The organism is Desulforamulus reducens MI-1, from assembly GCF_000016165.1.
GTDB lineage: Bacteria > Bacillota > Desulfotomaculia > Desulfotomaculales > Desulfotomaculaceae > Desulfotomaculum > Desulfotomaculum reducens.
The window spans coordinates 2,867,638-2,890,957 of sequence record NC_009253.1; the positions used below are offsets into that span (position 1 = coordinate 2,867,638).

23 protein-coding genes and 1 riboswitch are annotated in these 23,320 nt (G+C 40.8%); of the genes, 16 read left to right on the plus strand and 7 right to left on the minus strand.

All coding sequences use genetic code 11. The annotated features are described in order from the left end of the window. Positions 1–247: 247 nt before the first annotated feature. Complete coding sequence (locus tag DRED_RS14140) at positions 248–463, minus strand: hypothetical protein (protein WP_238442531.1); 216 nt, start codon at positions 461–463, stop codon at positions 248–250. Between the two features lie 142 nt (positions 464–605). On the opposite strand from DRED_RS14140, the gene DRED_RS14145 reads away from it, so the two are divergent. Both DRED_RS14145 and DRED_RS14150 read left to right on the plus strand, forming a co-directional pair. Continuing rightward, positions 606–1,565: an aminopeptidase gene (locus DRED_RS14145; protein ID WP_011878952.1), complete on the plus strand. Its 960-nt coding sequence runs from the start codon at positions 606–608 to the stop codon at positions 1,563–1,565. A gap of 18 nt (positions 1,566–1,583) precedes the next feature. Then, positions 1,584–3,554 carry an OPT family oligopeptide transporter gene (locus tag DRED_RS14150; protein ID WP_011878953.1) on the plus strand — a complete coding sequence of 657 codons (1,971 nt, stop codon included), beginning with the start codon at positions 1,584–1,586 and terminating at the stop codon, positions 3,552–3,554. Between the two features lie 199 nt (positions 3,555–3,753). Here DRED_RS14150 and DRED_RS14155 read toward each other — a convergent pair whose 3' ends face one another. Further along, positions 3,754–4,866, minus strand: a complete 1,113-nt coding sequence (locus DRED_RS14155) for an HD-GYP domain-containing protein (RefSeq protein ID WP_011878954.1) — start codon at positions 4,864–4,866, stop codon at positions 3,754–3,756. Positions 4,867–5,256: 390 nt separating this feature from the next. Beyond that, a riboswitch (SAM riboswitch) is annotated at positions 5,257–5,370 on the plus strand. A gap of 124 nt (positions 5,371–5,494) precedes the next feature. Here DRED_RS14155 and DRED_RS14160 point away from each other — a divergent pair. From DRED_RS14160 to DRED_RS14170, 3 genes are read left to right on the plus strand one after another with little or no spacing between them, the layout of a single operon-like run. Continuing rightward, positions 5,495–6,517: a methionine ABC transporter ATP-binding protein gene (locus DRED_RS14160; protein ID WP_011878955.1), complete on the plus strand. Its 1,023-nt coding sequence runs from the start codon at positions 5,495–5,497 to the stop codon at positions 6,515–6,517. After that, on the plus strand, positions 6,510–7,184 hold the full coding sequence (locus DRED_RS14165) for a methionine ABC transporter permease (RefSeq protein WP_011878956.1): 675 nt from the start codon (positions 6,510–6,512) through the stop codon (positions 7,182–7,184). The genes DRED_RS14160 and DRED_RS14165 overlap by 8 nt, the downstream gene beginning before the upstream one ends. Positions 7,185–7,195: 11 nt before the next feature. Then, positions 7,196–8,026, plus strand: a complete 831-nt coding sequence (locus DRED_RS14170; protein WP_011878957.1) for a MetQ/NlpA family ABC transporter substrate-binding protein — start codon at positions 7,196–7,198, stop codon at positions 8,024–8,026. Positions 8,027–8,105: 79 nt separating this feature from the next. Here the strand turns inward: DRED_RS14170 and DRED_RS14175 are convergent, their stop codons facing one another. Further along, positions 8,106–8,804 carry an RNA polymerase sporulation sigma factor SigK gene (locus tag DRED_RS14175; RefSeq protein WP_011878958.1) on the minus strand — a complete coding sequence of 233 codons (699 nt, stop codon included), beginning with the start codon at positions 8,802–8,804 and terminating at the stop codon, positions 8,106–8,108. A gap of 218 nt (positions 8,805–9,022) precedes the next feature. Between DRED_RS14175 and DRED_RS14180 the strand changes: the two genes are divergently transcribed. The 5 genes from DRED_RS14180 (at position 9,023) to DRED_RS14200 (ending at position 13,150) form a co-directional block, all read left to right on the plus strand. After that, positions 9,023–9,565: a DsbA family oxidoreductase gene (locus tag DRED_RS14180; protein ID WP_083755182.1), complete on the plus strand. Its 543-nt coding sequence runs from the start codon at positions 9,023–9,025 to the stop codon at positions 9,563–9,565. A gap of 128 nt (positions 9,566–9,693) precedes the next feature. Next, positions 9,694–10,308, plus strand: a complete 615-nt coding sequence (locus DRED_RS14185; protein ID WP_011878960.1) for a DUF47 domain-containing protein — start codon at positions 9,694–9,696, stop codon at positions 10,306–10,308. Between the two features lie 16 nt (positions 10,309–10,324). After that, entirely contained in the window at positions 10,325–11,323 is a 999-nt protein-coding gene (locus DRED_RS14190) for an inorganic phosphate transporter (RefSeq protein ID WP_011878961.1), read from the plus strand. A 281-nt stretch (positions 11,324–11,604) separates the two neighbouring features. After that, positions 11,605–11,871 (plus strand): hypothetical protein, encoded by a 267-nt coding sequence (locus DRED_RS14195; protein ID WP_156779673.1) that lies wholly within the window; start codon positions 11,605–11,607, stop codon positions 11,869–11,871. Between the two features lie 91 nt (positions 11,872–11,962). Further along, positions 11,963–13,150 carry a DUF438 domain-containing protein gene (locus DRED_RS14200; protein ID WP_011878963.1) on the plus strand — a complete coding sequence of 396 codons (1,188 nt, stop codon included), beginning with the start codon at positions 11,963–11,965 and terminating at the stop codon, positions 13,148–13,150. Positions 13,151–13,458: 308 nt separating this feature from the next. On the opposite strand, the gene DRED_RS14205 is transcribed toward DRED_RS14200, so the two are convergent. Continuing rightward, positions 13,459–13,926 (minus strand): hypothetical protein, encoded by a 468-nt coding sequence (locus DRED_RS14205; RefSeq protein WP_011878964.1) that lies wholly within the window; start codon positions 13,924–13,926, stop codon positions 13,459–13,461. Positions 13,927–14,101: 175 nt separating this feature from the next. Between DRED_RS14205 and DRED_RS14210 the strand changes: the two genes are divergently transcribed. The 6 genes from DRED_RS14210 to DRED_RS14235 all read left to right on the plus strand — a co-directional run bounded on the left by DRED_RS14210 (position 14,102) and on the right by DRED_RS14235 (position 20,327). Beyond that, the gene (locus tag DRED_RS14210) at positions 14,102–15,040 is read left to right on the plus strand and encodes a magnesium transporter CorA family protein (protein ID WP_011878965.1); all 939 of its coding nucleotides are present in this window, start codon (positions 14,102–14,104) and stop codon (positions 15,038–15,040) included. An 81-nt stretch (positions 15,041–15,121) separates the two neighbouring features. Beyond that, complete coding sequence (locus DRED_RS14215) at positions 15,122–16,675, plus strand: spore germination protein (protein ID WP_011878966.1); 1,554 nt, start codon at positions 15,122–15,124, stop codon at positions 16,673–16,675. 5 nt (positions 16,676–16,680) lie between these two features. Further along, positions 16,681–17,769: a GerAB/ArcD/ProY family transporter gene (locus DRED_RS14220; RefSeq protein WP_011878967.1), complete on the plus strand. Its 1,089-nt coding sequence runs from the start codon at positions 16,681–16,683 to the stop codon at positions 17,767–17,769. After that, positions 17,770–18,903, plus strand: a complete 1,134-nt coding sequence (locus DRED_RS14225; protein WP_011878968.1) for a GerAB/ArcD/ProY family transporter — start codon at positions 17,770–17,772, stop codon at positions 18,901–18,903. It begins immediately after the preceding gene. Further along, positions 18,881–20,002 (plus strand): Ger(x)C family spore germination protein, encoded by a 1,122-nt coding sequence (locus DRED_RS14230; RefSeq protein ID WP_011878969.1) that lies wholly within the window; start codon positions 18,881–18,883, stop codon positions 20,000–20,002. The genes DRED_RS14225 and DRED_RS14230 overlap by 23 nt, the downstream gene beginning before the upstream one ends. A gap of 16 nt (positions 20,003–20,018) precedes the next feature. After that, a complete protein-coding gene (locus DRED_RS14235) occupies positions 20,019–20,327 on the plus strand; it encodes a hypothetical protein (protein ID WP_011878970.1) in 309 nt (102 codons plus the stop codon). Positions 20,328–20,712: 385 nt separating this feature from the next. On the opposite strand, the gene DRED_RS14240 is transcribed toward DRED_RS14235, so the two are convergent. From DRED_RS14240 to trxB, 3 genes are all read right to left on the minus strand, one after another. Further along, a complete protein-coding gene (locus DRED_RS14240) occupies positions 20,713–21,591 on the minus strand; it encodes an EamA family transporter (protein WP_011878971.1) in 879 nt (292 codons plus the stop codon). Between the two features lie 81 nt (positions 21,592–21,672). Further along, a complete protein-coding gene (locus DRED_RS14245; RefSeq protein ID WP_011878972.1) occupies positions 21,673–21,999 on the minus strand; it encodes a thioredoxin family protein in 327 nt (108 codons plus the stop codon). A gap of 34 nt (positions 22,000–22,033) precedes the next feature. Beyond that, entirely contained in the window at positions 22,034–23,266 is a 1,233-nt protein-coding gene (gene trxB, locus DRED_RS14250; protein WP_011878973.1) for a thioredoxin-disulfide reductase, read from the minus strand. Positions 23,267–23,320 lie beyond the last annotated feature (54 nt).

Here is a 23,320-nt window from a genome sequence, read left to right on the forward strand (position 1 = left end):
TGCCAAAAAAATTCTCTGCCATGGCAGAGAAAAATGTTCAGTGCGTAGATTATGTGAACTTAATATTATCCTATGGGTCAGTATTTATTCTTTATCAGATTAAATATTTAAAGACATTAACTAAGTTATCAACATTTTATATTACCTACTAACAGGTTATCCACAATGTTGTCCACATTTTTCACAGTTATAGTACCAGCGTATAAAAAGTAATAAGTATTTTTAAGCATTTATATTTTACTTTTTTCTAATAATGATTGATCGCTTTTTCCAAGATTTCTTTGTTATCAAATAATCGCATTAATTTATGTGCATCCTGTTCATAGTGAATAAGATCATCAATCTCCTTCAGCAGGTCTTCCATATCCTCCTTTGCTAAAAGGGGGATTAATAATTTTAATTCCTTTGGATCCATTTGAGGTGACAACATCCATCTCACATCCTTTAATTTATTTCTTGTCAAAATATGCAAAAGAAAATAAAAAAGTTACACCATGCGAATATTGTTATTCCTTTCACTTGTTTCTGGTAAAACACCGTAGTGAAAATAATATATGAGTAAATATGAAACTTAACAGAAACAATATTCTTAAGGAGGGATTAGCATGAGTAGTTTACAATTTGGTGCACAAGTTGCTTTAGATGTCTGTCTAGGCGTGAAAAAGGGGGAAACTGTTTTAGTGATTGCCGATCAGGGCACAAAAACCGTAGGTTCCACCCTTTGGGAGCAGGCCATAGAGCTGGGTACAGAAGCCCTTTATTTAGAAATGCTTCCCCGTTCAGTGAATGGCGAAGAACCTCCTGAAGCAATTGCTGAAGCCATGAAGAAGGCACACGTAGTGATCGCTGCCACTTCCAAGTCTCTGTCTCATACAAAGGCCCGTCGCGAAGCCAATCAAAGCGGTGCCAGAATTGCTTCAATGCCTGGTGTTACAGGAGAAATGCTGGCTCGAACAATGGCTGCGGACTATCAAAGGATTAAAACCCTAAGTCATAAGATCGCTACGATTTTAAACGCCGGCAATGAAGCCCATATAACCACACCCGCAGGTACCAACCTTACCATGTCTTTAAAGGGCCGTGCTGCCCACCCTGATACCGGTATGCTACAGGAACGGGGATCCTTCAGCAACCTGCCCGCAGGAGAAGCCTATATCGCTCCCATGGAGGGAACCAGCAACGGGGTACTGGTTATTGATGGAGCCATGTCCGGCATCGGTATGTTGAAGGGAGAAGTTATCCATATTACAGTGAAAGACGGCTATGCCATTGGTATCCAGGGAGGTCAGGGCGCCAAGGTTCTGGAGGAGATGTTAAAACCCCTTGGTAGGGATGCTTATAATATCGCAGAATTGGGTGTAGGTACAAATGATAAAGCCATTATTACAGGCAATGTACTGGAAGATGAAAAGGTTTTGGGTACAGTTCACGTGGCCCTGGGCAACAGTGTTAGTTTCGGTGGGAAGGTGGAGGTACCGATCCATTTAGACGGCATATTACTTAAACCTACCCTTATAGTGGACGGGCAAGAAATTCTGAAGGAAGGAACCCTGATGGTTTCTTAGAGAAAGGTGGTGTAAGACTTGGCTAAAAAAGCAAGAGATATCATTAACCAGGACGTCGTAGAACAAAAAAGTGATAGTTTGGAGGGAGCCTACGGAGGGATCTCCGGCAAAAAATATGTACCCTTTGTCTCCACACAAAAGGCATTGGTTGAGTTTACTGTCAGGTCCCTGGTTATTGGTGCTGTACTTTCGGTGCTTTTTGGCGTAGCCAATACATATCTTGGCTTAAAAGTTGGTCTAACAGTCAGTGCTTCTATCCCCGCTGCGGTACTGGCCACCGGACTCTATAAGTTATTTTTCCGTAGCGGTAACATTTTAGAGAGAAACATCGTGCAAACTGTGGCTTCCTCCGGTGAAAGTATTGCCGGGGGTATTATGTTCACCTTGCCAGCTCTGTTTCTCTGGGGTATGGATATGAAAGTAATGACCGTGGTCATTGCCTCGGTACTGGGTGGTCTTATTGGTGTCTTGTTTTTTATTCCCTTACGAAGATATCTAACCGTTGAAGAGCATGGAAAGCTCATCTACCCAGAAGGTATGGCCTGTGCAGAGGTGCTGGTATCCGGTGAAAAGGGCGGTGCCGGAGCAGGTTTAGTGTTTGCAGGAATTGCCGTTGGTGGCGTATATAAGTTTTTCTCCAGCGGTTTGATGGCTTGGCGCGAAAGCCCTGAGTGGAAACTCCCCTTCCTCTCCAACGGGCTTATAGGCATTAATGCTCTGCCCTCACTGCTGGGGGTGGGCTTTATCGTGGGTTTTGATGTGGGGAAGTTTATGTTGGCAGGTGGACTGTTCGCCTGGTTGGTTATTATCCCTCTCATCAGTTACTTCGGACAAGCAGTGCCCACTGCCATTTTCCCCAGTGACGTTCCCATTGCCCAGATGGATGCCTGGGCCATATGGAGTAAATATGTACGCTATATAGGTGCCGGAGCTGTGGCTGCCGGTGGTTTTATCTCCTTAGCAACCTCTGCTCCTACAATTTTTAAATCCTTTCGGGCTGCCATGTCCGGCTTGGCGTCCAGCCAGGGAGGCGAAAGCGAAAAACGTACAGAAAAGGATCTTTCTCTGGCCATCGTGTTAGGAGGCACCCTGCTGGTGGCCGCCATCATTACCTTTACACCCATTGTTCCCGGTGGGGTTGTGGGTGCCCTTTCCGTTTTGTTCTTCGGTTTCTTTTTTGCCGCGGTTTCCAGCCGAATTGTTGGCATCGTCGGTGTATCCAATAATCCTGTGTCCGGCATGACCATTGCAACGTTATTGGTACTCAGTGCCATTGTAAAAGGTTTGGGATTTTCCGGAGAAACTGGTATGGTGGTGGCTATTGTACTGGGTTCCATTGTTTGTGTGGCCATTGCGGTGGCCGGTGCCACAGCCCAGAACGCTAAGACCACCTTTATTTTAGGGGGCACGCCTAAATATGCACAGGTTGCCCAATATGTAGGTGTCATTGCCAGTGCTTATTTTGTTGGTGCCATTATTGTTATGCTGCACGGGGCCTATACAATGGGCTCTGCAGATCTGCCAGCGCCCCAAGCTACATTAATGTCAATGGTAACCAAAGGTGTTATTACCGGTACTCTGCCCTGGGAGTTTGTGATTATGGGACTGGTATTTGGGGTGGCCATATATTTGATGGGTCTGCCCATCCTTCCAGTGGCCCTTGGTCTTTACCTGCCGGTGCATTTAAGTATGGGTATTCTCTTTGGGGGGGTTGTACGAATCCTAGTAGAAAAGGGCATTGCTGCCCAGGATGAATTGAAAGATAAAGTTGAGCGAGGTGTACTAATCTCTTCCGGACTGATTGCCGGAGATGCCTTGATCGGTATTTTGATTGCCTTCTTTGCCTATATTGAATACAATATAGCTTTCCTTAAGGGAACTGTTCTGGCAGCCAACAACTGGTTTGCTTTGGCCATGTTCCTCGTAGTGGCCTGGTTTACCTACTGGTATACAAATCGCAAGGATGTACAGAAAGATTTAAATATCTAAAGAAAACTTGGCTTACGCTATACCCTATAGGGCACGAGAGCCTTTAGGCGACGGCGTAAGCTGTTGCTCTTATGCATGTCGGAAAATTTTATACTTCCGATATGCTAAACTAAAAGTGTCGGAGCTTGCCGTACTCTATGTCTATTTAGACCATTGTCATAATATTATATGGATTTGTCAGCATCCAACAACTTATATTTTATCTAGCTTTTAGTTTACCCTGTTCCAATTTTAACAGTTGATTTTCTGGCACCACCTGAGAGATAACCAAATCCAATTTTTCCCCTAAGTTTATTAAATAGGAACTTGTTGGTTCTTTATTCTGATCCAAAAGCACTCGTACCGTAGGATTAGCGGGATACCCCTTTTCCACTTCGACCACCACCCCCAGACAGCCATTGCTTAATTCCACAAAGGTTCCCAGTGGGTAGGGCGCTATGTTTCGTAAAAAGGGATCAATAATATTGAAATCAAAAAAATAGTTCCCGGCCGCCGCAATCATTTCGCAGGCTTCCTGGGGCGGAAAAGCTTTACGATAGACCCTGTCCGCGGTTAGTGCATCATACATATCTACCATACCGGTTATCTGAGAAAGCTGATGAATTTCTCCTTGCTTAAGGCCCTTTGGATAGCCAGATCCATCATATTTTTCATGGTGTTCGTAAGCTATTAGGGCACTTAGGTGACTGATACCTTCATATTTTCTTAAACTATTGTAGCTATAGGTTGAATGATTTTTAATTACGGTAAATTCTTCCGCCGTAAGTTTGCCAGGCTTGTTCAGTATGGCCCGGGGAATCTGCACCTTTCCTATGTCATGTAACAGAGCTCCCATACCTAAATGATAAAGGGAGGGTTTACTTAGTTCCATTGACAGACCAGCTAAAATAGCAAGGATACAAACATTTACAGAATGGGCATAGGTATAATCATCATAGGACCTAATATCAGTGATATTGACCACCGCAGCCCGATTGCAAATTAACTCTGTAATAATATCCTGCACCGCTCTTTCCATCCTAGCTGCATCTTGATAGGTGAATTTTCCCGAACCGACTTCCTTACTAAAAATGTTTTTAACCTCTTTAATGGTTTGCATTCGTAGTTCATCTGGAATAACATCTTTAATGAGAATGTCCTCTGTGAATTTATCTTCAATATATAGGGATGGAATACCTAATTTTTTTAATTGTTGGATGTAGCCTGATGTTAGTTTAACACCAGCATTTAATAAAACATGGCCTGATGCACTGTAAACCCTTTTAGCAGTTTGCATACCTGGCCTTATGTAATCCAACGGTATCTTTCTCATAAACTCTCCTAACCAATATTAATAAGTATTCTTTTTATTTTAACATAAAAGATGGCCGATAGGTCGGCCATCTCCACCGTAATCCTTATTTAGATTTAAACATAAGTAACCCCAACGGTATTATCCGGAGGTGGTTTTACAGTCTTACGATCCGTAGAATATTTTGGAACTTGTTTATGTTTTCCCGCATCTCTAGATTTAAGCTTTCTGCTCATATTGACCTCTCCTTTCTACTGCAAATCAATATTAGTTTTCTCCTCTGGATGATATTCATGCAAATTTGGGAACTAGCAAATCTTTCAGAATATCTCTTTTTATAGTTAATTTTTTATTGACAAATAAAAAAACATAGCATAAAATCATTATTAGTCAATTAAATAATTTGATTTCTTCTTATCCAGAGAGGCTGAGGGACTGGCCCTGAGACGCCCGGCAACCTTCTTAGGCATTTATCTAAGAAAGGTGCTAATTCCTGCAGAAGAATAATCTTCTGAAAGATAAGGAGGGGACGTAAGTATATTATGGCCTCTTCTGGTCTTGCCAGAAGAGGCTTAATTTTTTGGCATATCAGAAATTATCTCCCTTTGATATGCATCATTTGAACTAAGTTTTAGGAAGGTTGATATATGTGATAGAAATTAAAGACCTAACCAAAGTTTACGGTTCCGGTGTCGGAGAGGTCAAAGCACTGGATCATGTAAGCCTGCGGGTTCGTAAGGGTGAAATCTACGGGATTATTGGCTTTAGCGGTGCCGGTAAAAGCACTCTAATCCGCTGTGTAAATAGGCTGGAAAAGCCTACTTCGGGCAGCATCAAAGTAAATGGGCAGGAAATAACCTCCTTAGATGAAGCAGAGCTAAGGGCCAGTCGTCAAAAAATTGGTATGATTTTCCAACATTTTAACCTATTGTCTTCACGGACAGTGTTTGATAACGTTGCTTTTCCCTTGGAAATTTGTGGACTTAACAAGAAAGAAATTAATGAAAAGGTTATCCGTCTGCTGAAACTGGTTGGTCTGGCCGACAAAGCCAATGCCTATCCATCTCAACTATCCGGTGGACAAAAACAACGGGTAGGTATCGCCCGGGCCTTAGCCAATGACCCCATTGTTTTACTCTGTGATGAAGCCACCTCTGCCTTAGACCCGGCCACCACCAGTTCCATTTTAGACTTATTAAAGGATATAAATCGAAAATTAGATTTAACCATTCTTATGATTACTCACGAAATGAAAGTTATCTCGGAAATCTGTGATTCTGTGGCCGTTATAGAAAAGGGGAAAATCATTGAAGAGGGTCTGGTTATTGATGTATTTACCCAACCTCAACACCCCACCACCCGCCGCTTTGTGCAAACCATTATTAATACTGATATACCAGACAGTATTAAAGAACGACTGCTGGCAAAGGGCGACGGGCAGATTATTCGGGTTTCTTTTATTGGAGACACCACAGATAAACCGATAATTTCTACCCTGGTAAAACAATATGATATTGATGTTAATATTCTTTACGGAAACATTGACCAGATTCAGGATACCTCCTTTGGCATGTTAATTATTGAATGTATGGGAGCCAAAGCCAACTGTCAAAGGGCTGTTGAATATTTACAGAAACAAGGCTTAAGAATCGAGGTGTTAAAAAATGTCTAATGAAATTTTTTCCCATTTATCCAGCCTTTCACCGGAAATCATCAAAGCCACCTGGGACACCTTCTACATGACAATGGTATCAGTGATTCTTTCCTCGGTATTAGGCATTCCCCTTGGAGTTATTTTAGTGATTACCGACAAAGGCCATATTAAAGAAAATTTGGCATTGAACCGGGTCCTGGGATCCATCATTAATATTTTTCGATCTTTCCCCTTCATTATCTTGTTACTGGCTCTGGTTCCCTTTACCCGTTTGGTTGTTGGAACTACCATTGGAACCACCGCAGCCATTGTACCCCTAACCGTTGCCTCGGCCCCCTTTGTGGCTAGAATGATAGAAACTTCTTTAAAAGAAGTGAGCTGGGGTGTGGTGGAGGCTTCTTTGGCAATGGGAGCCAGTACCTGGCAGATTATTCGTAAAGTGTTATTACCCGAAGCCCTACCCGGTATTATTTTAGGTACGACCATTACTGCCATAGCTGTGATTGGTTATTCTGCAATGGCAGGTGTCGTGGGAGGAGGTGGCCTCGGGGACCTGGCGATTCGTTACGGTTATATGCGTTTTGATGCGGTGGTAATGGTAACCACCGTAGTTATCTTGATTATTATGGTGCAAATTATTCAATCCCTGGGAAACATATTTGCCGATAAATTTAATAAAAACTAGGAGGAGTTAAAATGAAAAAGAAGTTTGCATTTTTGGTTGCCTGCTTACTGACCTTGAGCTTGGTTCTGGCCGGTTGTGGTGGCGAAACAAAGGAAAAAACCGAAGCCCCCGGCAAAGACGCTAAAATATTAAAGGTGGGTGCTACCCCAGTTCCCCATGCAGAAATTTTAAAAGTTGTTAAGCCCATTCTAGAAAAGGACGGTATTCAATTAGAGATTGTTGAGTTTAATGATTATGTACAGCCCAATCTGGCTCTCAATGACAAGCAACTGGATGCCAACTACTTCCAACACCTTCCCTACCTCGAAGATTTTAATAAACAGAAGGGCCTGGAACTTTCCTATACAGCTAAAATTCACTTTGAGCCAATGGGTCTTTTCTCCAGAAATGTTAAAGCTGTTAGTGATTTCAAAGAAGGCGACAAAATCGGTATTCCCAATGACCCAACCAACGGCGGCAGGGCACTGGCTGTTTTAGAAAAGGCCGGTCTACTGAAGCTTAAAGAAGGTGTTGGCATCAATGCCACCGTACGGGATATTGTAGAGAAAAAAGTTGAAGTAATTGAACTGGAAGCTGCTCAATTGCCCCGTTCCGTAGATGATCTGGCCGGCGCTGTGATTAACGGTAACTTTGCTGTACAGGCTAAATTTGTTCCCACCGATGCTCTGGTGGCTGAAGATGCTAAGTCCGAGGCTGCGGACACCTTCGGTAATATTTTAGCCATCCGCAAGGGTGATGAAAATCGTGAAGAGATTAAAAAACTTACTGAAGCCCTGAAGAGTGCTGAAGTTAAGAAATTCATTGAAGATACCTACAAAGGTGCTGTTGTTGCTACCTTCTAATACAATAAAGGTGTAAAGGCTCCCGAGTTTCGGGGGCCTTTACTTTGTACAAATATTTAGCTATTCACGTTATCACCGCTTATGAATGCGACATTTCTCTACAAAGTTTATTGATGGTACTGCTCTCAATGCGGGAGATAAAGGAGCGGGATATATCTAGCCTCTTACCCACCTCCCGTTGGGTCAACTCTCTTTCACCCTCCAGACCATATCGTAATTTAATGACGATTTTCTCTCTGGGATTAAGTGTTTGAAGGGCCTTTTCCAACCTCTCCACATCCAAGCTTTTCTCCACCAGTTCATCCACCGGGATTTCGTTATTGGCCAGGGTATCCTGCAACTCCAAAGGACTGCCGTCTTTATCAAAATCCAGAGGTTCAGAAATAGAGATGGTATTTCGCTCACTTTTCTGCTTGCGCAACATCATTAGCATTTCATTTTGAATGCAAACACCAGCATAGGTGGAAAACTTTCTCGCCTTCTTTATATCAAAGGTATCTACACCTTTAATTAAACCAATGACCCCCACTTGAAACAAATCTTGCTTATCGACACCGCTATCTTTCAACTTATTGGCAATCTTAGCAACCAATCGCAAATTCCTTTCGATCAGAATCGTTTTAGCTAACTTATCTCCGGTTGCCATTTTTAATAATAACTCCCTTTCTTCTTCCGGGGATAAAGGATCCGGTAAACTGCCGGAAGAAATATAAGAAACCAGAATTGCTATACCATTGAGAATAGTAAGGGCAAGTAACGTAACAATGCCAGTGATCAATGATCATCCCTCCGTAACAAAAATAGTTATCTACTCTATGCTACGAAGCAGCCTTAGGAAAAGTGCATGTTCAACACAAAAAAATTTGATAGAAAGTTCTGGTGAAGGATTTAATTTATTTTTATGGAACAAAATAAGAGAGAAATTGAATAGAGGTGGAATTTATGAAGAGAATACAGTTAACCGTTTTCTCAGATTATGCTTGACCTTTTTGTTACATCGGCAAAGGTATTGTCGAAAAATTGTCCAGAGAATATCCCTTGGATATTACTTGGGTAGGTTATGAACTTCGTCCGGAAAGAGCAGCGGAGGGAGAAAAATTAAGTAATATACTGCCCGGCGCAGATTTAAAGCAGGTCTTTGCTCATTATAACCAAGCTGCTTTAGAGTATGGTATCTCAATAAATCAGGTTGATTTTTTACCCAACACGCATATGGCTTTAATGGCCACAGAATTTGCTAAGGATCTTGATATGTTTGAAGAGTTTCATAGCCTTGTTTTTAAGTCTTTTTTTACCGAAGGGAGGGATATTGGCAACTCCAAGGTAGTGGTTGATTTACTGGTCTCTCTGAATGTTCCCCGGGAAAAGGCTGCTGCCATCTTAAATGATCCAGTTTACTCTGACAGGGTAAAGAAAAATAGAAATGACGCTGTAAATTTTGTGGCTGGTTTACCCACTTTTATCATTGAAAACAAGAAAAAAATTGTCGGAGCGCAACCTTTGAATGTTTTTAGGAATATTCTTGATAGCTATCATTAATACTATGCACTGAATTTCACTTAATTGTTAATTTTTCTTTAAATACTTACATATTTTTAACATTCCGCCACACCATGTGATATACTCTTTCATGGACTAGATTAAAATATCTCCTTGGGGGGGACTATATGTTTTTTAAGAAAACTGATATCTTCTTTGAAACCTTTAAAGCCATTGCAGAAAATATTACTAGGGCCGCAGAGGATTTTAGTGCCGAGATACATAACCCTAGTAGTGACAAAAGGGGGTTAACAAACCTACAAAATTATGAAAAAACTGGGGATCGTTATACTCATACCATTATAAAAGAGTTAAACAAGACCTTTGTTACACCCTTGGAACGAGAAGATATCATGAATTTGGCCGTAAAGCTGGACGACATTCTTGATGGCATTGAAGCTACGATGATCCGCATGGATATCTATGACATTAAGGATATGAATATCTTTATTAAGCGTAATACAGAAATCATTTTGGAGCAATGCCAAGAGGTCGAAAAGTCCATTGGCAAACTGGTCACCAAAAGGTTTTTGGAAATTCGTACTCACGCTGTGAGGATTAATGAACTGGAGAATGAAGCTGACCATCTCTTTAACAATAGCCTAAGAGAGTTAGTGGCCTCCTGTAATGACGCCATTCAGTTTATCAAGTATAAGCAGATTTACGAGATGCTTGAAGAAGTCACCGATGCCTGTGAAGACGTGGCAAACATTCTTGAGAGCATTCTTATGCGAAATTCCTAATTAAGGAAGGCAGATTATGGAACAACAGATTGTTATTATTGCCGTTGTCGTCTTAGCGTTAAGTTTTGACTTTATTAACGGGTTTCACGACACTGCCAATGCAATTGCTACATCTATTTCCACCAAAGCCCTTAAGCCCAGAACCGCCATTGTTCTTGCCGCTTGTATGAATTTATTGGGTGCACTCACCTTTACTGGTGTTGCTAAAACCGTGGGTGGCAAAGTAGCAAATCCCGCTAACATTGAACACGGGGTTTATGTTGTGGCAGCAGCCCTGATAGCAGCCATTATTTGGAATTTAATTACTTGGTATTATGGTATTCCCAGTAGTTCATCCCACGCTTTGATCGGTTCCTTAGCAGGTTCCGTTATTGCCGCAGCAGGGTTTACTGCCGTTAATTTTAAAGGCTTCCTAACTATTATTGAGGGTCTTATTTTATCCCCTTTACTTGCCTTTACCGTGGGCTATATTATTATGTCTATTATTCGTATGATATTTGCTAATGTTTCGCCCCATAAATTAAACTCTAATTTTAGATTTTTACAGGTTTTTACAGCTGCCTTCCAAGCCTTTAGCCACGGCACCAACGATGCTCAAAAAACAATGGGTATTATTACCTTTGCATTGGTTGCAGGCGGGTTTCAAGAAAGCTTAGATGTGGCTCTGTGGGTAAAGGTTTCTGCTGCAATGGCAATGGCCCTAGGTACCTCCGTTGGTGGTTGGCGTATTATTAAAACTGTAGGTTCAAAAATTATCAAATTTGAACCGGCCAGTGGTTTTGCCTCAGACCTGACATCTGCCCTAGTTATTACTGGTGCTACATTAATTAAATTGCCGGTTTCCACCACCCACGTGATTAGTTCTGCTATTATGGGCGTTGGTTCAGCTAAAAGATTCTCTTCTGTGCAGTGGGGGACCGCTGTAACGATGGTTTCTGCTTGGATCATCACCTTACCGATTACAATGATTCTAGCTTCATTAACCTTTATTATTGTAAGAGCTTTACTTCTATAACGGAAATTGTTTGCAACCTATTGTTTACCAAAGTAGGTTACAATCCAAAGACCGCCCCGATTTATTCGGTGGCGGTCTTTTAATATGTTAATGGTTCTTCTGAAGCGATCGTGGGTTTTTTGTCCACCGTCCATACTTATAAGGGTATTGATTTGAGGGCATAGGGTACAAGCTGTTTTATCAAATTAATATAAACATTTTTGGTGACACTGATCTATTCTTGATTCTATCTGGTAACTCTCTAATTTGAACTGCATATGCTGTTAGCGGAGGTGTTTCCCATGGATATATTCCCAAATTTTAAGCAACCTTTGTTTCATGTTCCTTCCCAAAGGCCCTGCATCTCCCTGGGTGGTTGCCTTACCAGTAAGTTGGTTACCGCCAAGTTTAATAATGGGATGGTCCTATCCATTCGCTTAGCAGAACTGATTCCCAATGAATTGACGAACTGTGCCCACTGTGGCAATCCTGTGAAACCGGACCAGAAGGGAGTTTGTAAGAAGTGTCGTACTCCCCTCTGCCCATCCTGTGGTAAGTGTAATTGTTAATGACTCCTATCGAAAGGAGTTTCTTTTTTCATAATAATTTTGCTCGAAATGGGCATCACTTACTATAGAGCTTTCTATGAGGAGGACACCTATGAGCGAATACCTTGGAAACAAAGAAGCCAAACAGCAAATGCTAAAGACCATTATTAAAGACCTGCATCAAGGAAAGGATTTTAATCAGGTTAAAGCTGATTTTCAAAACCTTATTAAGGATATTGATGCCAGCGAAATTGCAAATATGGAGCAGGCCTTGATTGGTGAGGGTATGAATCCCGAAGAAATTACCAAACTCTGTGATGTACACGCTGCGGTATTCCGGGACGCCCTGGAAGAAAATGAAAAGCCAAATTTGATTCTTGGTCATCCCATGTACACCATAAAGCATGAAAATGAAGAAATCAAAAAGGCTCTGGAGGAACTGGATAACTATTTTTCATCTAACCAAATGGATGCATTTAAAGATCGCCTATCCTTCTTCCGGGATAACCTGGACAGGCACTACTCAAAAAAAGAAAACATCCTCTTCCCTTACCTTGAGAGACACAACATTACCGGGCCACCATCGGTTATGTGGTCGGTGGATGATGAGATCCGGGATATGGGCAAAATCCTTTTGACAAGGGTAAAGGAAGGCGATGCTGGAGCTATTAAAACAGCCTATGAAACCATGAAAAATAAAATATCAGAAATGATTTTTAAGGAAGAAAACATTCTAACCCCCATGCTGCTGGAAACTTTGACAGAGGAAGAATGGGCAGAAATCAAACAGGAGGATGAGGAGTTCGGTGTGGTTTTTTCTAAACCCCATGGGAACTTCTGGCAACCGAAGGCCGTTACGACAAAAAATATTTCCTTTGAACCCACCGGTGAGGCACTGTCTCTGGATACAGGCTTTCTGACTCTGGAACAAATCAACACCATCCTTACCAACATACCCATCGATATTACCTTTGTAGATAAGGACGATACAGTAAGATACTTTTCCCAAGGCAGAGAGCGTATCTTTGTTCGTACCAAATCCATTATTGGAAGGAAAGTGCAAAATTGCCACCCACCTGATAGTGTTCATATGGTGGAAAAAATCTTATCCGACTTTAAGCATGGCAAACATAGTACTGCTGAGTTCTGGTTGGAACTGGCTGAAAAATTTATTCACATTCGCTACTTTGCCCTACGGGATGAACAGGGTCATTATGTGGGTACAATGGAAGTAAGTCAGGATGTTACCGGTATCCGGTCCCTAGAAGGCGAAAGGCGGTTATTACAGTATGAGGACTAACCATCTATGTAAATATTTACCTGATATTTTTTCTCCCCTATTTCTTTACTTTTCACTTAATATTCAATATAATCTAAATAAGGGGAGCGCCTGAAGTTAAGTAGTAAGAACTGACACGGATTTTGTTTCACGAGGTTTTCTGTGAAGTATACTGTGATTAAAGGTTTTGCTAGTTAAGTCTGGTTGTAGTTCCCTATTTGAGTTTCTATTAGGTCGATTATTCATAAGGTTGTGTGTATGTAGGTTTATTTTTGTTTTTGGCGTTCCCCAAATAAGGAAACCCGGGCTATCCCGGGTTTTCTCTTTTTTTACAGACTGTATTCCTCAATCTCTTCTAACACCTGGTCTACATTTTTGGAGATATTTAATTCTTTTAACACTCTTTGCCATATTTCCCTTTGACAGTCCTCTTTTTTCCAGCCATACTCTTGAAGAGCTTGATAGCCATAATCTTTGACCGCATCTTCCTCCGGCATAAAATATATATCCTCTGAACGGTTTTCAACTTTAGCCGAGGAAACCAAGTTTATATCTAAGATAAAAGCTTCTCCGTCAAGGTAAATTTCAGTCCAATGGTGAGGAAATTCCCTTCCCTCAAAGCTAACCGTTCCCCTTTGAATAAAAACATCATAATCCTTTAAGAGAAGTAACCCATAAAGGATGGAACAAGACTTTCTATCTAAGTCGATATTAAGAAACCTTTCTTCTTTTAGTATGTTTTTTACGGCTGATGCCATATCCAATATCTGTTTTACTTGATCCAACTGACAAAACACTGCTCTCTCTCTCCTTTTGTGGCCTCGTATTTTTATTATCTTAACATAAGTTCCTTTGATCAACCGTTCATACCCTAGGAATAAGCTATTTTTTGTTTATCATTAGTAGAAATTATTGATCCAAAGCATGCCGGGCATAATATGAAAGGACAATAGAACCGGGGGAGCTTTAATTATGCTAAAAAAATATATATCCAGGGCAGATGGGACATTGGTAGAAACGGAAAACATTGAGACAGGCTCCTGGATTAGTATCGTAAATCCAGAAGAAAAAGAAATTGCACAGATTCTCACTCTGTTAAATATCGAACATGAATTTATCCCAGATGCCTTAGACGAGGCAGAAACACCTAGAATTGAACGAAAAGATCATTATATTTGGATTATTATTGATATCCCGGTGACCGTTAGCAAGCAAAGGAACGCCCTTTTATATGATACCATTCCTCTCACAATTATTGTTACAGAGAATTATTTTGTAACAATAACTTTAAGGGAAAATGACATTATTCAAGACTTTATTCAAAAAAAAGTTCAAGGGTTTTATACCTTTAAAAAAACTCGCTTTGTATTACAAATACTTTATGTGATAGCAACCTACTATTTGAAATACCTGAGACAAATTAATCAGAAAACTAATAAAATTGAAGAAGAATTGCACCAGTCCATGCGAAATGAAGAATTGTACTCCCTTTTGAGTTTGAGTAAAAGCCTAGTTTATTTTACGACCTCCTTAAAAGCAAACGAAATGGTAATGGAAAAGATGCTACGGAATAACTATCTTAAGATGTATGAAGATGATAAGGAAATTTTAGAAGATGCCATAATTGAAAATAAGCAGGCCATAGAAATGGCCCACATTTACAGTAATGTTTTGAGTGGTATGATGGATGCCTTTGCTTCGGTCATTTCAAACAATGTAAACATTGTTATGAAGTTTTTAACTTCCATTACCATCATTCTGGCAGTGCCCACAATGATAGCAAGTTTCTTTGGTATGAATGTGGTGCTACCCCTAAAGGAATATCCCTATGCCTTTACTGGCATCATTCTATTCTGTATTTTGCTCTCCTTTATTATAGGTTTAATCTTTACCAGGAAAAGATATCTTTAGAAAAAATAAAATATAAGTTATTTTTTTTGTACCAATAATTACTTTCTAATTGTGACAAGATAATCTAGGGTTGGTGATAAGATGACATTAAAAAATATTTTTGGCAAATGGAAGAGGGCTAAAAATTTAATACAACAACAGATACTTACCGGGGCAGAAGAGGGTGACGGCTTAAGTGGTAACCTCAACAAGGATGAGCAAGTCATTTTTCAAGGTCTCAGTGGTAGTAGCGATATCATCCGACGCAGGATTTTAATTGGCAGTACGCCAGCGGTTTTAATTTATATTGAAGGTATCATTGATAATGATGTAATCCATAAAGATGTATTGAACAGGTTACAACGGGTAAAGGAAATACCCAGCATGACCGTAGGGGCACTGGATTTTATTGCCCAAAAAGTATTATCCACCTCTACAGTTAAAAAGACCACGTTGTTGGCGAATATGTTAGTGGAAGTATTAACTGGCAATGCTGTTTTACTAATAGAAGGTAACAAGCAGGTATTGATTGTTGAAGTCAAAGGCGGTGAGAGAAGAAATATTACGGAACCAGTAACCGAACGTACGATGCGTGGTTCCAGAGAGGGCTTTATCGAGGATATTGCGGTAAATTTAGCCCTTGTTAGAAGAAAAATAGTATCCACCAAGCTAGCTATTGAAGTTACCAGAATTGGGCAACGTAGCAGAACTAAAGTGGCACTGGCATATATGTCTGATATAGCTGACCCCAAGATTGTACAGGAAGTTCGCCACCGTATTTCTCAAATTAATACTGATGTTATTCTGGAAGCAGGTTATATTGAAAGATTTATTGAAGATCATCCCTGGAGCCTGTTTCCACAGGTATTTGGTACCGAACGCCCTGATCGGGTGGTGGCAAATTTACTGGAGGGTCGGGTAGCCATTCTGATTGACGGTACTCCCTATGTTTTGGTTGTACCCACCCTTTTTATCCAGTTTTTGCAGGGCAGCGAGGATTATAATGAACGGTTAATTGTTGGATCATTGGCCCGCACAACCAGGTATTTTGCTTTTTTGCTTACTACTACCCTTACTGCTATTTATATCGCTTTAGTTACCTTTCACCATTCTCTGTTACCTACAGACTTATTGCTGGCAGTGGCGGAAGCCAGGCAGAAGGTACCCTTTTCTGCCCTGGCAGAAGCCATGTTTATGGAAATTGTGGTTGAGATTTTGCGGGAAGCGGGATTGCGCCTGCCGCAAACAGTGGGACAAACCCTTGGTGTGGTAGGCGGTATTGTACTGGGACAGGCGGTTATTCAGGCTAATTTGGTGAGTCCTTTAATGGTGGTGGTGGTTGCCCTGTCAGCCATTAGTTCCTTTGTATTTCCCAATTACAGTATGGCGCTAGCCATTAGACTGATTAAGTTTCCCCTGATGATTCTGGCCTCCATATTTGGTGCTTTGGGTATAGCGGTGGGCTGGGTGTTTTTTACTATTCACTTAGCTTCTATGGAGAGTTTCGGGATACCCTATTTGGCACCACTGGCACCCACACGCTATGCTGATTTGGGAGATACCATGGTGGTTTCAAACCTTTGGAAACACAAAAAACGACCTGCTTCTATTCCTCATGTAAATAACCGGCGCATGGGGGATACTCCCCAGGAGTGAGTTTAATGAAAAATTATAGTAATGTAATGACCAGTAAACAATTACTTTTTACTGTTGTCAGCATTACCATTGGGGTGGGGATATTAACCCTACCGGAAGCGGTGGGAAAAAGTGCTCAACAGGATGCGTGGATATCCCTGCTTATTGGAGGTTCATTGCCCCTAGCAGGTATATTTTTGGTTAATTTAATTGGCAGTAGATTTCCTGACTTAACTCTGGCGGAATATGCAGAAAAGATATTGGGTAAATGGTTGGGTAAACTATTATCATTGATTTTTGTGTTTTATGGACTTGTCTACGCTGCCATAATTACCAGGTTGTTTGTTGGTATGTTAAAGAATTATTTATTTCCCGTAACTCCTGTGTGGGTACTGGGGGCACTAGTTTTTTCACTTATTGCTTATTTAGTTTCCAAAGACGCCCGGGTTTTAGGGCGGGTAAATGAATTGATGTTTTATGAGGCGCTGGTTTTATATGTGGCGTTATTATTAGCTATACCAAATTTTGATTATAACTTTATTCGACCAGTGGGCCATGCCGGGATGATGAATATCCTAAAGGGAACATCGGAGACATTTTTAGCTTTACTTGGTGTGGAATTTTTAATGGTATTTTATCCTATGGTACAGAATAAAAAAGAATTTGTTAAAGCAAGTGTAACAGGACTTGTCATAGTCATGTTTATTTATTTAACTTTAGTTTTGGTTGTACTGGGTGTCTTTGGGCCAGTGATCATAGGCCAGTTGAGGTTTGCTTTAATGGTTTTATTAAAAACCTATACTGCACCGTTAATTGAGAGGGCAGAGTTCTTTTTTGTTATTTTCTATGTGTTTATAGCCTTTCGCCCCATAGGTAACATGTACTTTGCCAGTCGTTATACAGCGGAAAGAATATTTGGTGTCAATGCCCCTGGTCTTATGACGGTAATATTGCTTCCCCTCGTATTTACATTTTTTTTGTTTCCTAAAAATTTTGAGCAGACAGTAGCCATTAGTACCATGATTGGGTATGGAGGAATTGGCTTTTTAATTGTTATGCCTTTGATTTTATGGTTAATTGCTGTGATACGGGGGATTGGAAGCAAAAAGGAATGATTGAAAATACCACATACAGAGGATGTTTACGAGGTTAAGATGAGAAAAAATGCCAATGTTATCACCAGTAAACAGCTGATTTTTATTATTGTCAGTTCCACCGTAGGGGTAGGTATTTTAACCCTGGCTGACTCGGCGGGCGAAGTGGCTCAACAGGATGCCTGGATATCGGTGGCCATGGGAGCCTTGCTACCACTGGTGGGGCTAGTTGCCATTGTTTTAAATTGCAGCAAGTTTCCTGGGTTAACCCTGGCGGAATATAGCGAAAGGATATTGGGTAAATGGTTGGGTAAACTAATTTCGCTGGTCTTTGTATTTTATACCATTGTTACTGCTGCTATTATTACTAGTACATTTGTCCATATGTTAAAGATATATTTGTTTCCTGCAACACCCCGGTGGGCTTTAGTAGTGCTGATTCTTTCGGTTATTACTTATTGGGGGTCCAAGGATGCTAGGGTTTTAGGCCGGGTCAATGAACTGATGTTTTATGAAGCAATTATTGTATTCCTGTCTTTAGTACTGGCTTTTCCCAATATTGATCTTACCTTTTACCAACCTATAGGCCATGCCGGGATCAGTAATATTTTAATAGCAGCCTCAAAGACAATATTTGCCTATACTGGTATGGAGTTGTTATTGGTGTTTTACCACATGGTACAAAATAAAAAAGAAACTGTTAAAGCAGGGTTAACTGCCATTACTATAGTTTTGTTCATCTATTTAGGGATAACTATTACTGCCTTGGGGGTCTTTGGACCCTTTGTCATAGGTAAGGTTCGCTTTAGTTTGATGGTTTTATTAAAAACCTATACTGCACCGTTGATTGAGAGGACAGAGTTCTTTTTCGTTATTTTTTATGTTTTTGTAGCCTTTCGACCTATAGGTAACTATTATTTTGCCAGTCGCTATACAGCGGAAAAAATGCTGGGCCTTAATGCCCCTGGTCTTATAACAATAGTTATTTTCCCTATTGCTTTAGCAGTAGCTTCGTATCCGGATAGTTTTGAACAGACAGTGGCCATTAGCTCGCAAATAGGTATAGTGGGACTGGTTTTCTTAATAATTGTTCCTTTGTTATTATGGTTTATCTCTTTAATAAGGGGAATAGATGGTGAAAAAGATCAAACCTAAAGCTGTTTTACTGCTTTTGTTATTGATAACTGTACTTACAACTGGCTGCTGGGATGCTGCTGATGTAAAGGATATAGTGATCCCCTTTATAGCCGGATTTGATTATGAAAAAATAAAGGGCCAGGGTAAATTTTATCTATATATAAACAACCCTGTTGTAGGAGAGGCCAGGGAAAAGTCCGATGTACTGGTGGCAGAAGGGGAAACAGTGGGGGACACCCGGGTTGACCGGGGTAACAAGTCTGCCCGCAGTATATCTGTGGGGGATTTGAAGGGTTTTTTATTTGGTAAAGAACTTGCCAGCCGGGGCTTGGAGGAAACATTTGATATATTATATCGCAACCCAAGGATCAGTAAGACCCCTAATTTAGCTGTTGTGGATGGTATGGCTAAGGATATATTTTATCTTAAGCCAAAGAATTTTCAGACTGTAGGCGAAAATGTACTTGATATGTTTAAAAATTCATCTAAAAATAACTTTATCCCGGACGAGACCATACATAATTTTAGAATTAATGCCCTTACTCCTGGTTTTAATCCGGTGTTACCGGTACTTAGTATTCATGGGCAGGACAAGATAAAAATATCCGGAGCAGCTTTATTTAAAAAGTATAAGATGGTGGCTATGATTAATGCCGAGGATATGCGAGTATTAACCTGGCTAAGGGGCGAGGAAAAAAAAGGGGATATATTGTTTGAACTTACAGATAAGCAGGGGGGAGTAAAAAAAATAGCCTTTGAAGGGGGAAATAAACGCTCTGTTAAAGCAAAGCTGGAAAATGGACAACCTGTCTTTGAAGTAGAAATTAAGCTAAAAGGAATGGTGGCGGAAGCTTTAGGAGATTTTCGGTTTGCCGGTGAAGAAAAAAATGTAGAACTAGCTGAAAAAGCCCTGGAAGAACAGGTTAAAAGGCAGTGCGAAAGTTTCATTGAAGATTTACAGTATAAATACAGAGTAGATGCAATTTTGTTGGGTAAATATGCCAGAATATACTGGCCAGAATTGGTGGAGAAACAGGATTGGGACGAGGTATTTTGTAACAGTGAAATTAGGGTAAAGGTTAAGGTGGTTATTCAAGGCAGCGGCGAAGTGGCCTAAAAAGGATGTAAACAGAATGAAAAGTAAGATACTAATATTACGTTTATTACTATGCTTGCTGGTGCTTACTGGTTGTAGTAAAAATATCAACCCGGAGCCAGTTAAAAAAATAAGCCAGAAAGATAGTATTAGGAAGGATAAACAAAACCTTCCTGATGATACCGGGGCCAGGTCCAAAGTTAAGAAAGGAAGTATTAAGATAGGTAGGTTAGAGCGGGAGGTTGAGCTAAAATTGTTGGACGGGTCTCCCTTCTCCTTTTATACCTATATCCCCGGTGATATGGATGTGGAAAGAGTTAGACTAGGCGAGACAGTTTTGATATAATCGCTAACTTTGGAGGTATAAAACGTAAAGACGCCTATATGAGTATCTTTTTTTACCCCACAGGCACAAAGACCAAACATACCTAGGTAACCTAGCTGTGTGCCAGCATAAAGACCGTGTTTTTCACGTGTTAACCCATTACCCAGAGGATATGGCCGGGGAATTTATGCCCCGTGTGCAGAGAATATTAGATGAGTTTGTATGGACGGATAATAATGAGAAATTGAATAGTTCTGTAAAGTAAGAGGAGTAATTAATTTATCATTAGTCGGTATCATATTAAAGAGCCGTTGATCTACTTATCAACGACTCTTTTGAAAAAAATCCTGATATGAAAAAGGTCTAAATATAATTCTCACTCAAATTAACATATATTTTTACTTTACTAAGTTGTTTTGCCTGTTTGATTTTTCAATTGACTTAATTGAGGTAAACAAATACCTAACAAAATTAAAAGTACGCCACACCATTGTAATGGTGATACGTATTCACCCAGCATAATGGACGATGCTATCACAGCTACGGGTAACTCAGAGGAAGCAAGAATGGTTGCCATGCCTGGTCCAATTTGAGGTACCCCTTTGGCTAGGAACAAGGTGGGGATAACCGGCCCCAGTAAACCCAAGACCAAACCGTACCCCAATAAACCGCCCTCTATACCACCAGTTATTAAAAATTTAGGCGGATATAAAACAAAAGTAAATAAAAGTGCACCAGAAATAATCCATACACTTCGGTTTATGGGCGGATGATTCGGTGCCACGCAGCCACTAAAGAAAATGAAAAAGGCAAAGGTTAGGGCTGTAAGACACGCATAAATAACTCCCATGATATCTAGTTTTATTTCGCTACCAAATACACCACCGGCCAATAATATACCCATTATTAAAAACGGCAGGGAGATGATTTTTTCTTTACCAGGCCATTTGCGATCGGCGATGGCTTCAATAATTACACCAATCCAAGTAAATTGAAACATAATCACAATGGCAATGGAAGCAGGAAGTGTCTTAAGGGATAAAAAGAATAATATTCCTGCTAAACTATTGGTTATGCCAACCATGATTAGCTTGAGTCCGGTTTTAAGGTCAATTTTATGGCGAGGCACAAACAAACTAAGGGCTACCAAAATAGCCCATCCTAAAAAAAACTGAGCAAAAATTACTGCATCCGGCTGTAAACCACTGCCATAGGCCAGCTTTACCACTGTTGAAACCAAACCAAAACTGCAGCCGGCCAGGAAGACCATTAACATATAAATCATTTTATCTTTCTCCATTCACAAATATATTGCAAATAAGGCGGGAAGAAAGTTTTTACAACTTATATTTTCCCGCCATTATCCTTATAAAAGCTCTGTTAATTTTTCTTCCAGTTCTTCTTCTTCTCTGAGTCCGCCAAGTTTAGCATTTAATTCCCCTTCGTTGAAAAACAATACTTGGGGGATACCTTTAAGCCGAAAACGTTCCAGAAGACTTTTGTGGGCATCCACATCCACCCAGCAAAATTCTGCCTGGTCCTTATAGTTTTCTGCCAGGGACTCTACCCCGGGTTTTACCTCCTGACAAACATGACAGCGTTCGGCACCAAACATCACCACAACCGGGTTATCTGCTTCGTAGACCACTTCATCAAAGTTATCAGGATCAAGCGCTCTTAATATGTCAGCCATAATGGTATCCTCCTATGGTATTAATTATTTTTTACTATGCCTGTTGTATGAGGGCCTTTAATATTTCTTTAATATCATCTACTTCTGCGTCAGTATCAATGGTCTGAACAACCTCACCCTTGTTTAATACGAATACCCTGGGCAGGGTGGTTACTTGATATTTCTTAGCTAACATCCTTTGGCGGGTAACATCTGTCTTAACAAACAAATATTCATTTGGCAGTTCACTCACTACCTTTTCTACACGACTAACTGCCTGTAAACTGGCCTGATCTTCAGGGCTCCAGAAAGCCAGGATAACGGGTTTTTCTGCTTCTAAAACAGTGGTACGTAGGTTTTCTTTTTCTTGCAAGTAACGCTCTGCGGCAACAACCGCCGCAGCTCCATCGGCTGTGGCCGTAACCACCTGGCGTAGGTATTTGGGACGCAGGTCACCGGCGGCAAAGACCCCTTCCACAGAGGTTTCCAATAAATCATTTACCATCACATAACCACGATCATCTAACTCCACCTGTCCTTTTAGGAAGTGAGTAGCAGGTATCATACCCACGAAGAAGAACACACCCTGGCAGGGAATCTCTGACATTTCTCCAGTTTTAATGTTTTTAACCTGTACACCTGTAACTTCCTCATCACCCTGTACCGCAGTAAGGGTAGAGTTCCAAACAAACTTCAGTTTTGGGTGATGCAGTGCCTTTTCTGCACTTAGGCGGTTGCAGTCAAGTTTTCCTTCATCATGTAAAACAATAACCGTAACTTGATTGGCAAACTTAGCAATGAACATTCCCTCTTCAATGGCCTGATCGCCGCTGCCCACCACTACCACATGCTGACCTTCAAAGAATTCCGCATCACAGGTGGCGCAATAGGCTACACCATTACCCCTTAGTTCCTTTTCACCGGGAATCCCCAACACCCGGGGTAATGTACCCGTTGCCAAGATCACCGCCCGGGCAGTGAATTCTTGTTTTTTACGGGTAACGACTCTTTTAATCTCCCCGGATAGGTCTACGGTTTTTACTTCTCCCTTGATGATTTCCGTTCCCATTTCCTTGGCATGCTCAGCCATCTCTTTGGTTAACGCAGTACCAGAGGTTTGTTTAAATCCGGGATAGTTAACGATTTCCCGGGTATTAGAGGCCATACCCCCTATGGCACCTTTTTCGATAATAAGGGTACGCAGTTTGGCTCTGGCACCATAAATTCCTGCCGCTAACCCCGCAGGTCCAGCACCGATAATGATGATATCATGGGTTGTATTGCTCATATACTATCCCTCTCATTATTTATAGTTTAAGAACAAATACGGTGAAAATAAAAA

Bases quoted from the DNA above. Each gene is read 5' to 3' on its own strand.
- DRED_RS14145 (WP_011878952.1), top strand. From the start codon at position 606: ATGAGTAGTTTACAATTTGGTGCACAAGTTGCTTTAGATGTCTGTCTA.
- DRED_RS14155 (WP_011878954.1), bottom strand. From the start codon at position 4,866: ATGAGAAAGATACCGTTGGATTACATAAGGCCAGGTATGCAAACTGCT.
- DRED_RS14165 (WP_011878956.1), top strand. From the start codon at position 6,510: ATGTCTAATGAAATTTTTTCCCATTTATCCAGCCTTTCACCGGAAATC.
- DRED_RS14170 (WP_011878957.1), top strand. From the start codon at position 7,196: ATGAAAAAGAAGTTTGCATTTTTGGTTGCCTGCTTACTGACCTTGAGC.
- DRED_RS14185 (WP_011878960.1), top strand. From the start codon at position 9,694: ATGTTTTTTAAGAAAACTGATATCTTCTTTGAAACCTTTAAAGCCATT.
- DRED_RS14190 (WP_011878961.1), top strand. From the start codon at position 10,325: ATGGAACAACAGATTGTTATTATTGCCGTTGTCGTCTTAGCGTTAAGT.
- DRED_RS14195 (WP_156779673.1), top strand. From the start codon at position 11,605: ATGGATATATTCCCAAATTTTAAGCAACCTTTGTTTCATGTTCCTTCC.
- DRED_RS14200 (WP_011878963.1), top strand. From the start codon at position 11,963: ATGAGCGAATACCTTGGAAACAAAGAAGCCAAACAGCAAATGCTAAAG.
- DRED_RS14210 (WP_011878965.1), top strand. From the start codon at position 14,102: ATGCTAAAAAAATATATATCCAGGGCAGATGGGACATTGGTAGAAACG.
- DRED_RS14215 (WP_011878966.1), top strand. From the start codon at position 15,122: ATGACATTAAAAAATATTTTTGGCAAATGGAAGAGGGCTAAAAATTTA.
- DRED_RS14220 (WP_011878967.1), top strand. From the start codon at position 16,681: ATGAAAAATTATAGTAATGTAATGACCAGTAAACAATTACTTTTTACT.
- DRED_RS14230 (WP_011878969.1), top strand. From the start codon at position 18,881: ATGGTGAAAAAGATCAAACCTAAAGCTGTTTTACTGCTTTTGTTATTG.
- DRED_RS14235 (WP_011878970.1), top strand. From the start codon at position 20,019: ATGAAAAGTAAGATACTAATATTACGTTTATTACTATGCTTGCTGGTG.
- DRED_RS14240 (WP_011878971.1), bottom strand. From the start codon at position 21,591: ATGATTTATATGTTAATGGTCTTCCTGGCCGGCTGCAGTTTTGGTTTG.
- DRED_RS14245 (WP_011878972.1), bottom strand. From the start codon at position 21,999: ATGGCTGACATATTAAGAGCGCTTGATCCTGATAACTTTGATGAAGTG.
- trxB (WP_011878973.1), bottom strand. From the start codon at position 23,266: ATGAGCAATACAACCCATGATATCATCATTATCGGTGCTGGACCTGCG.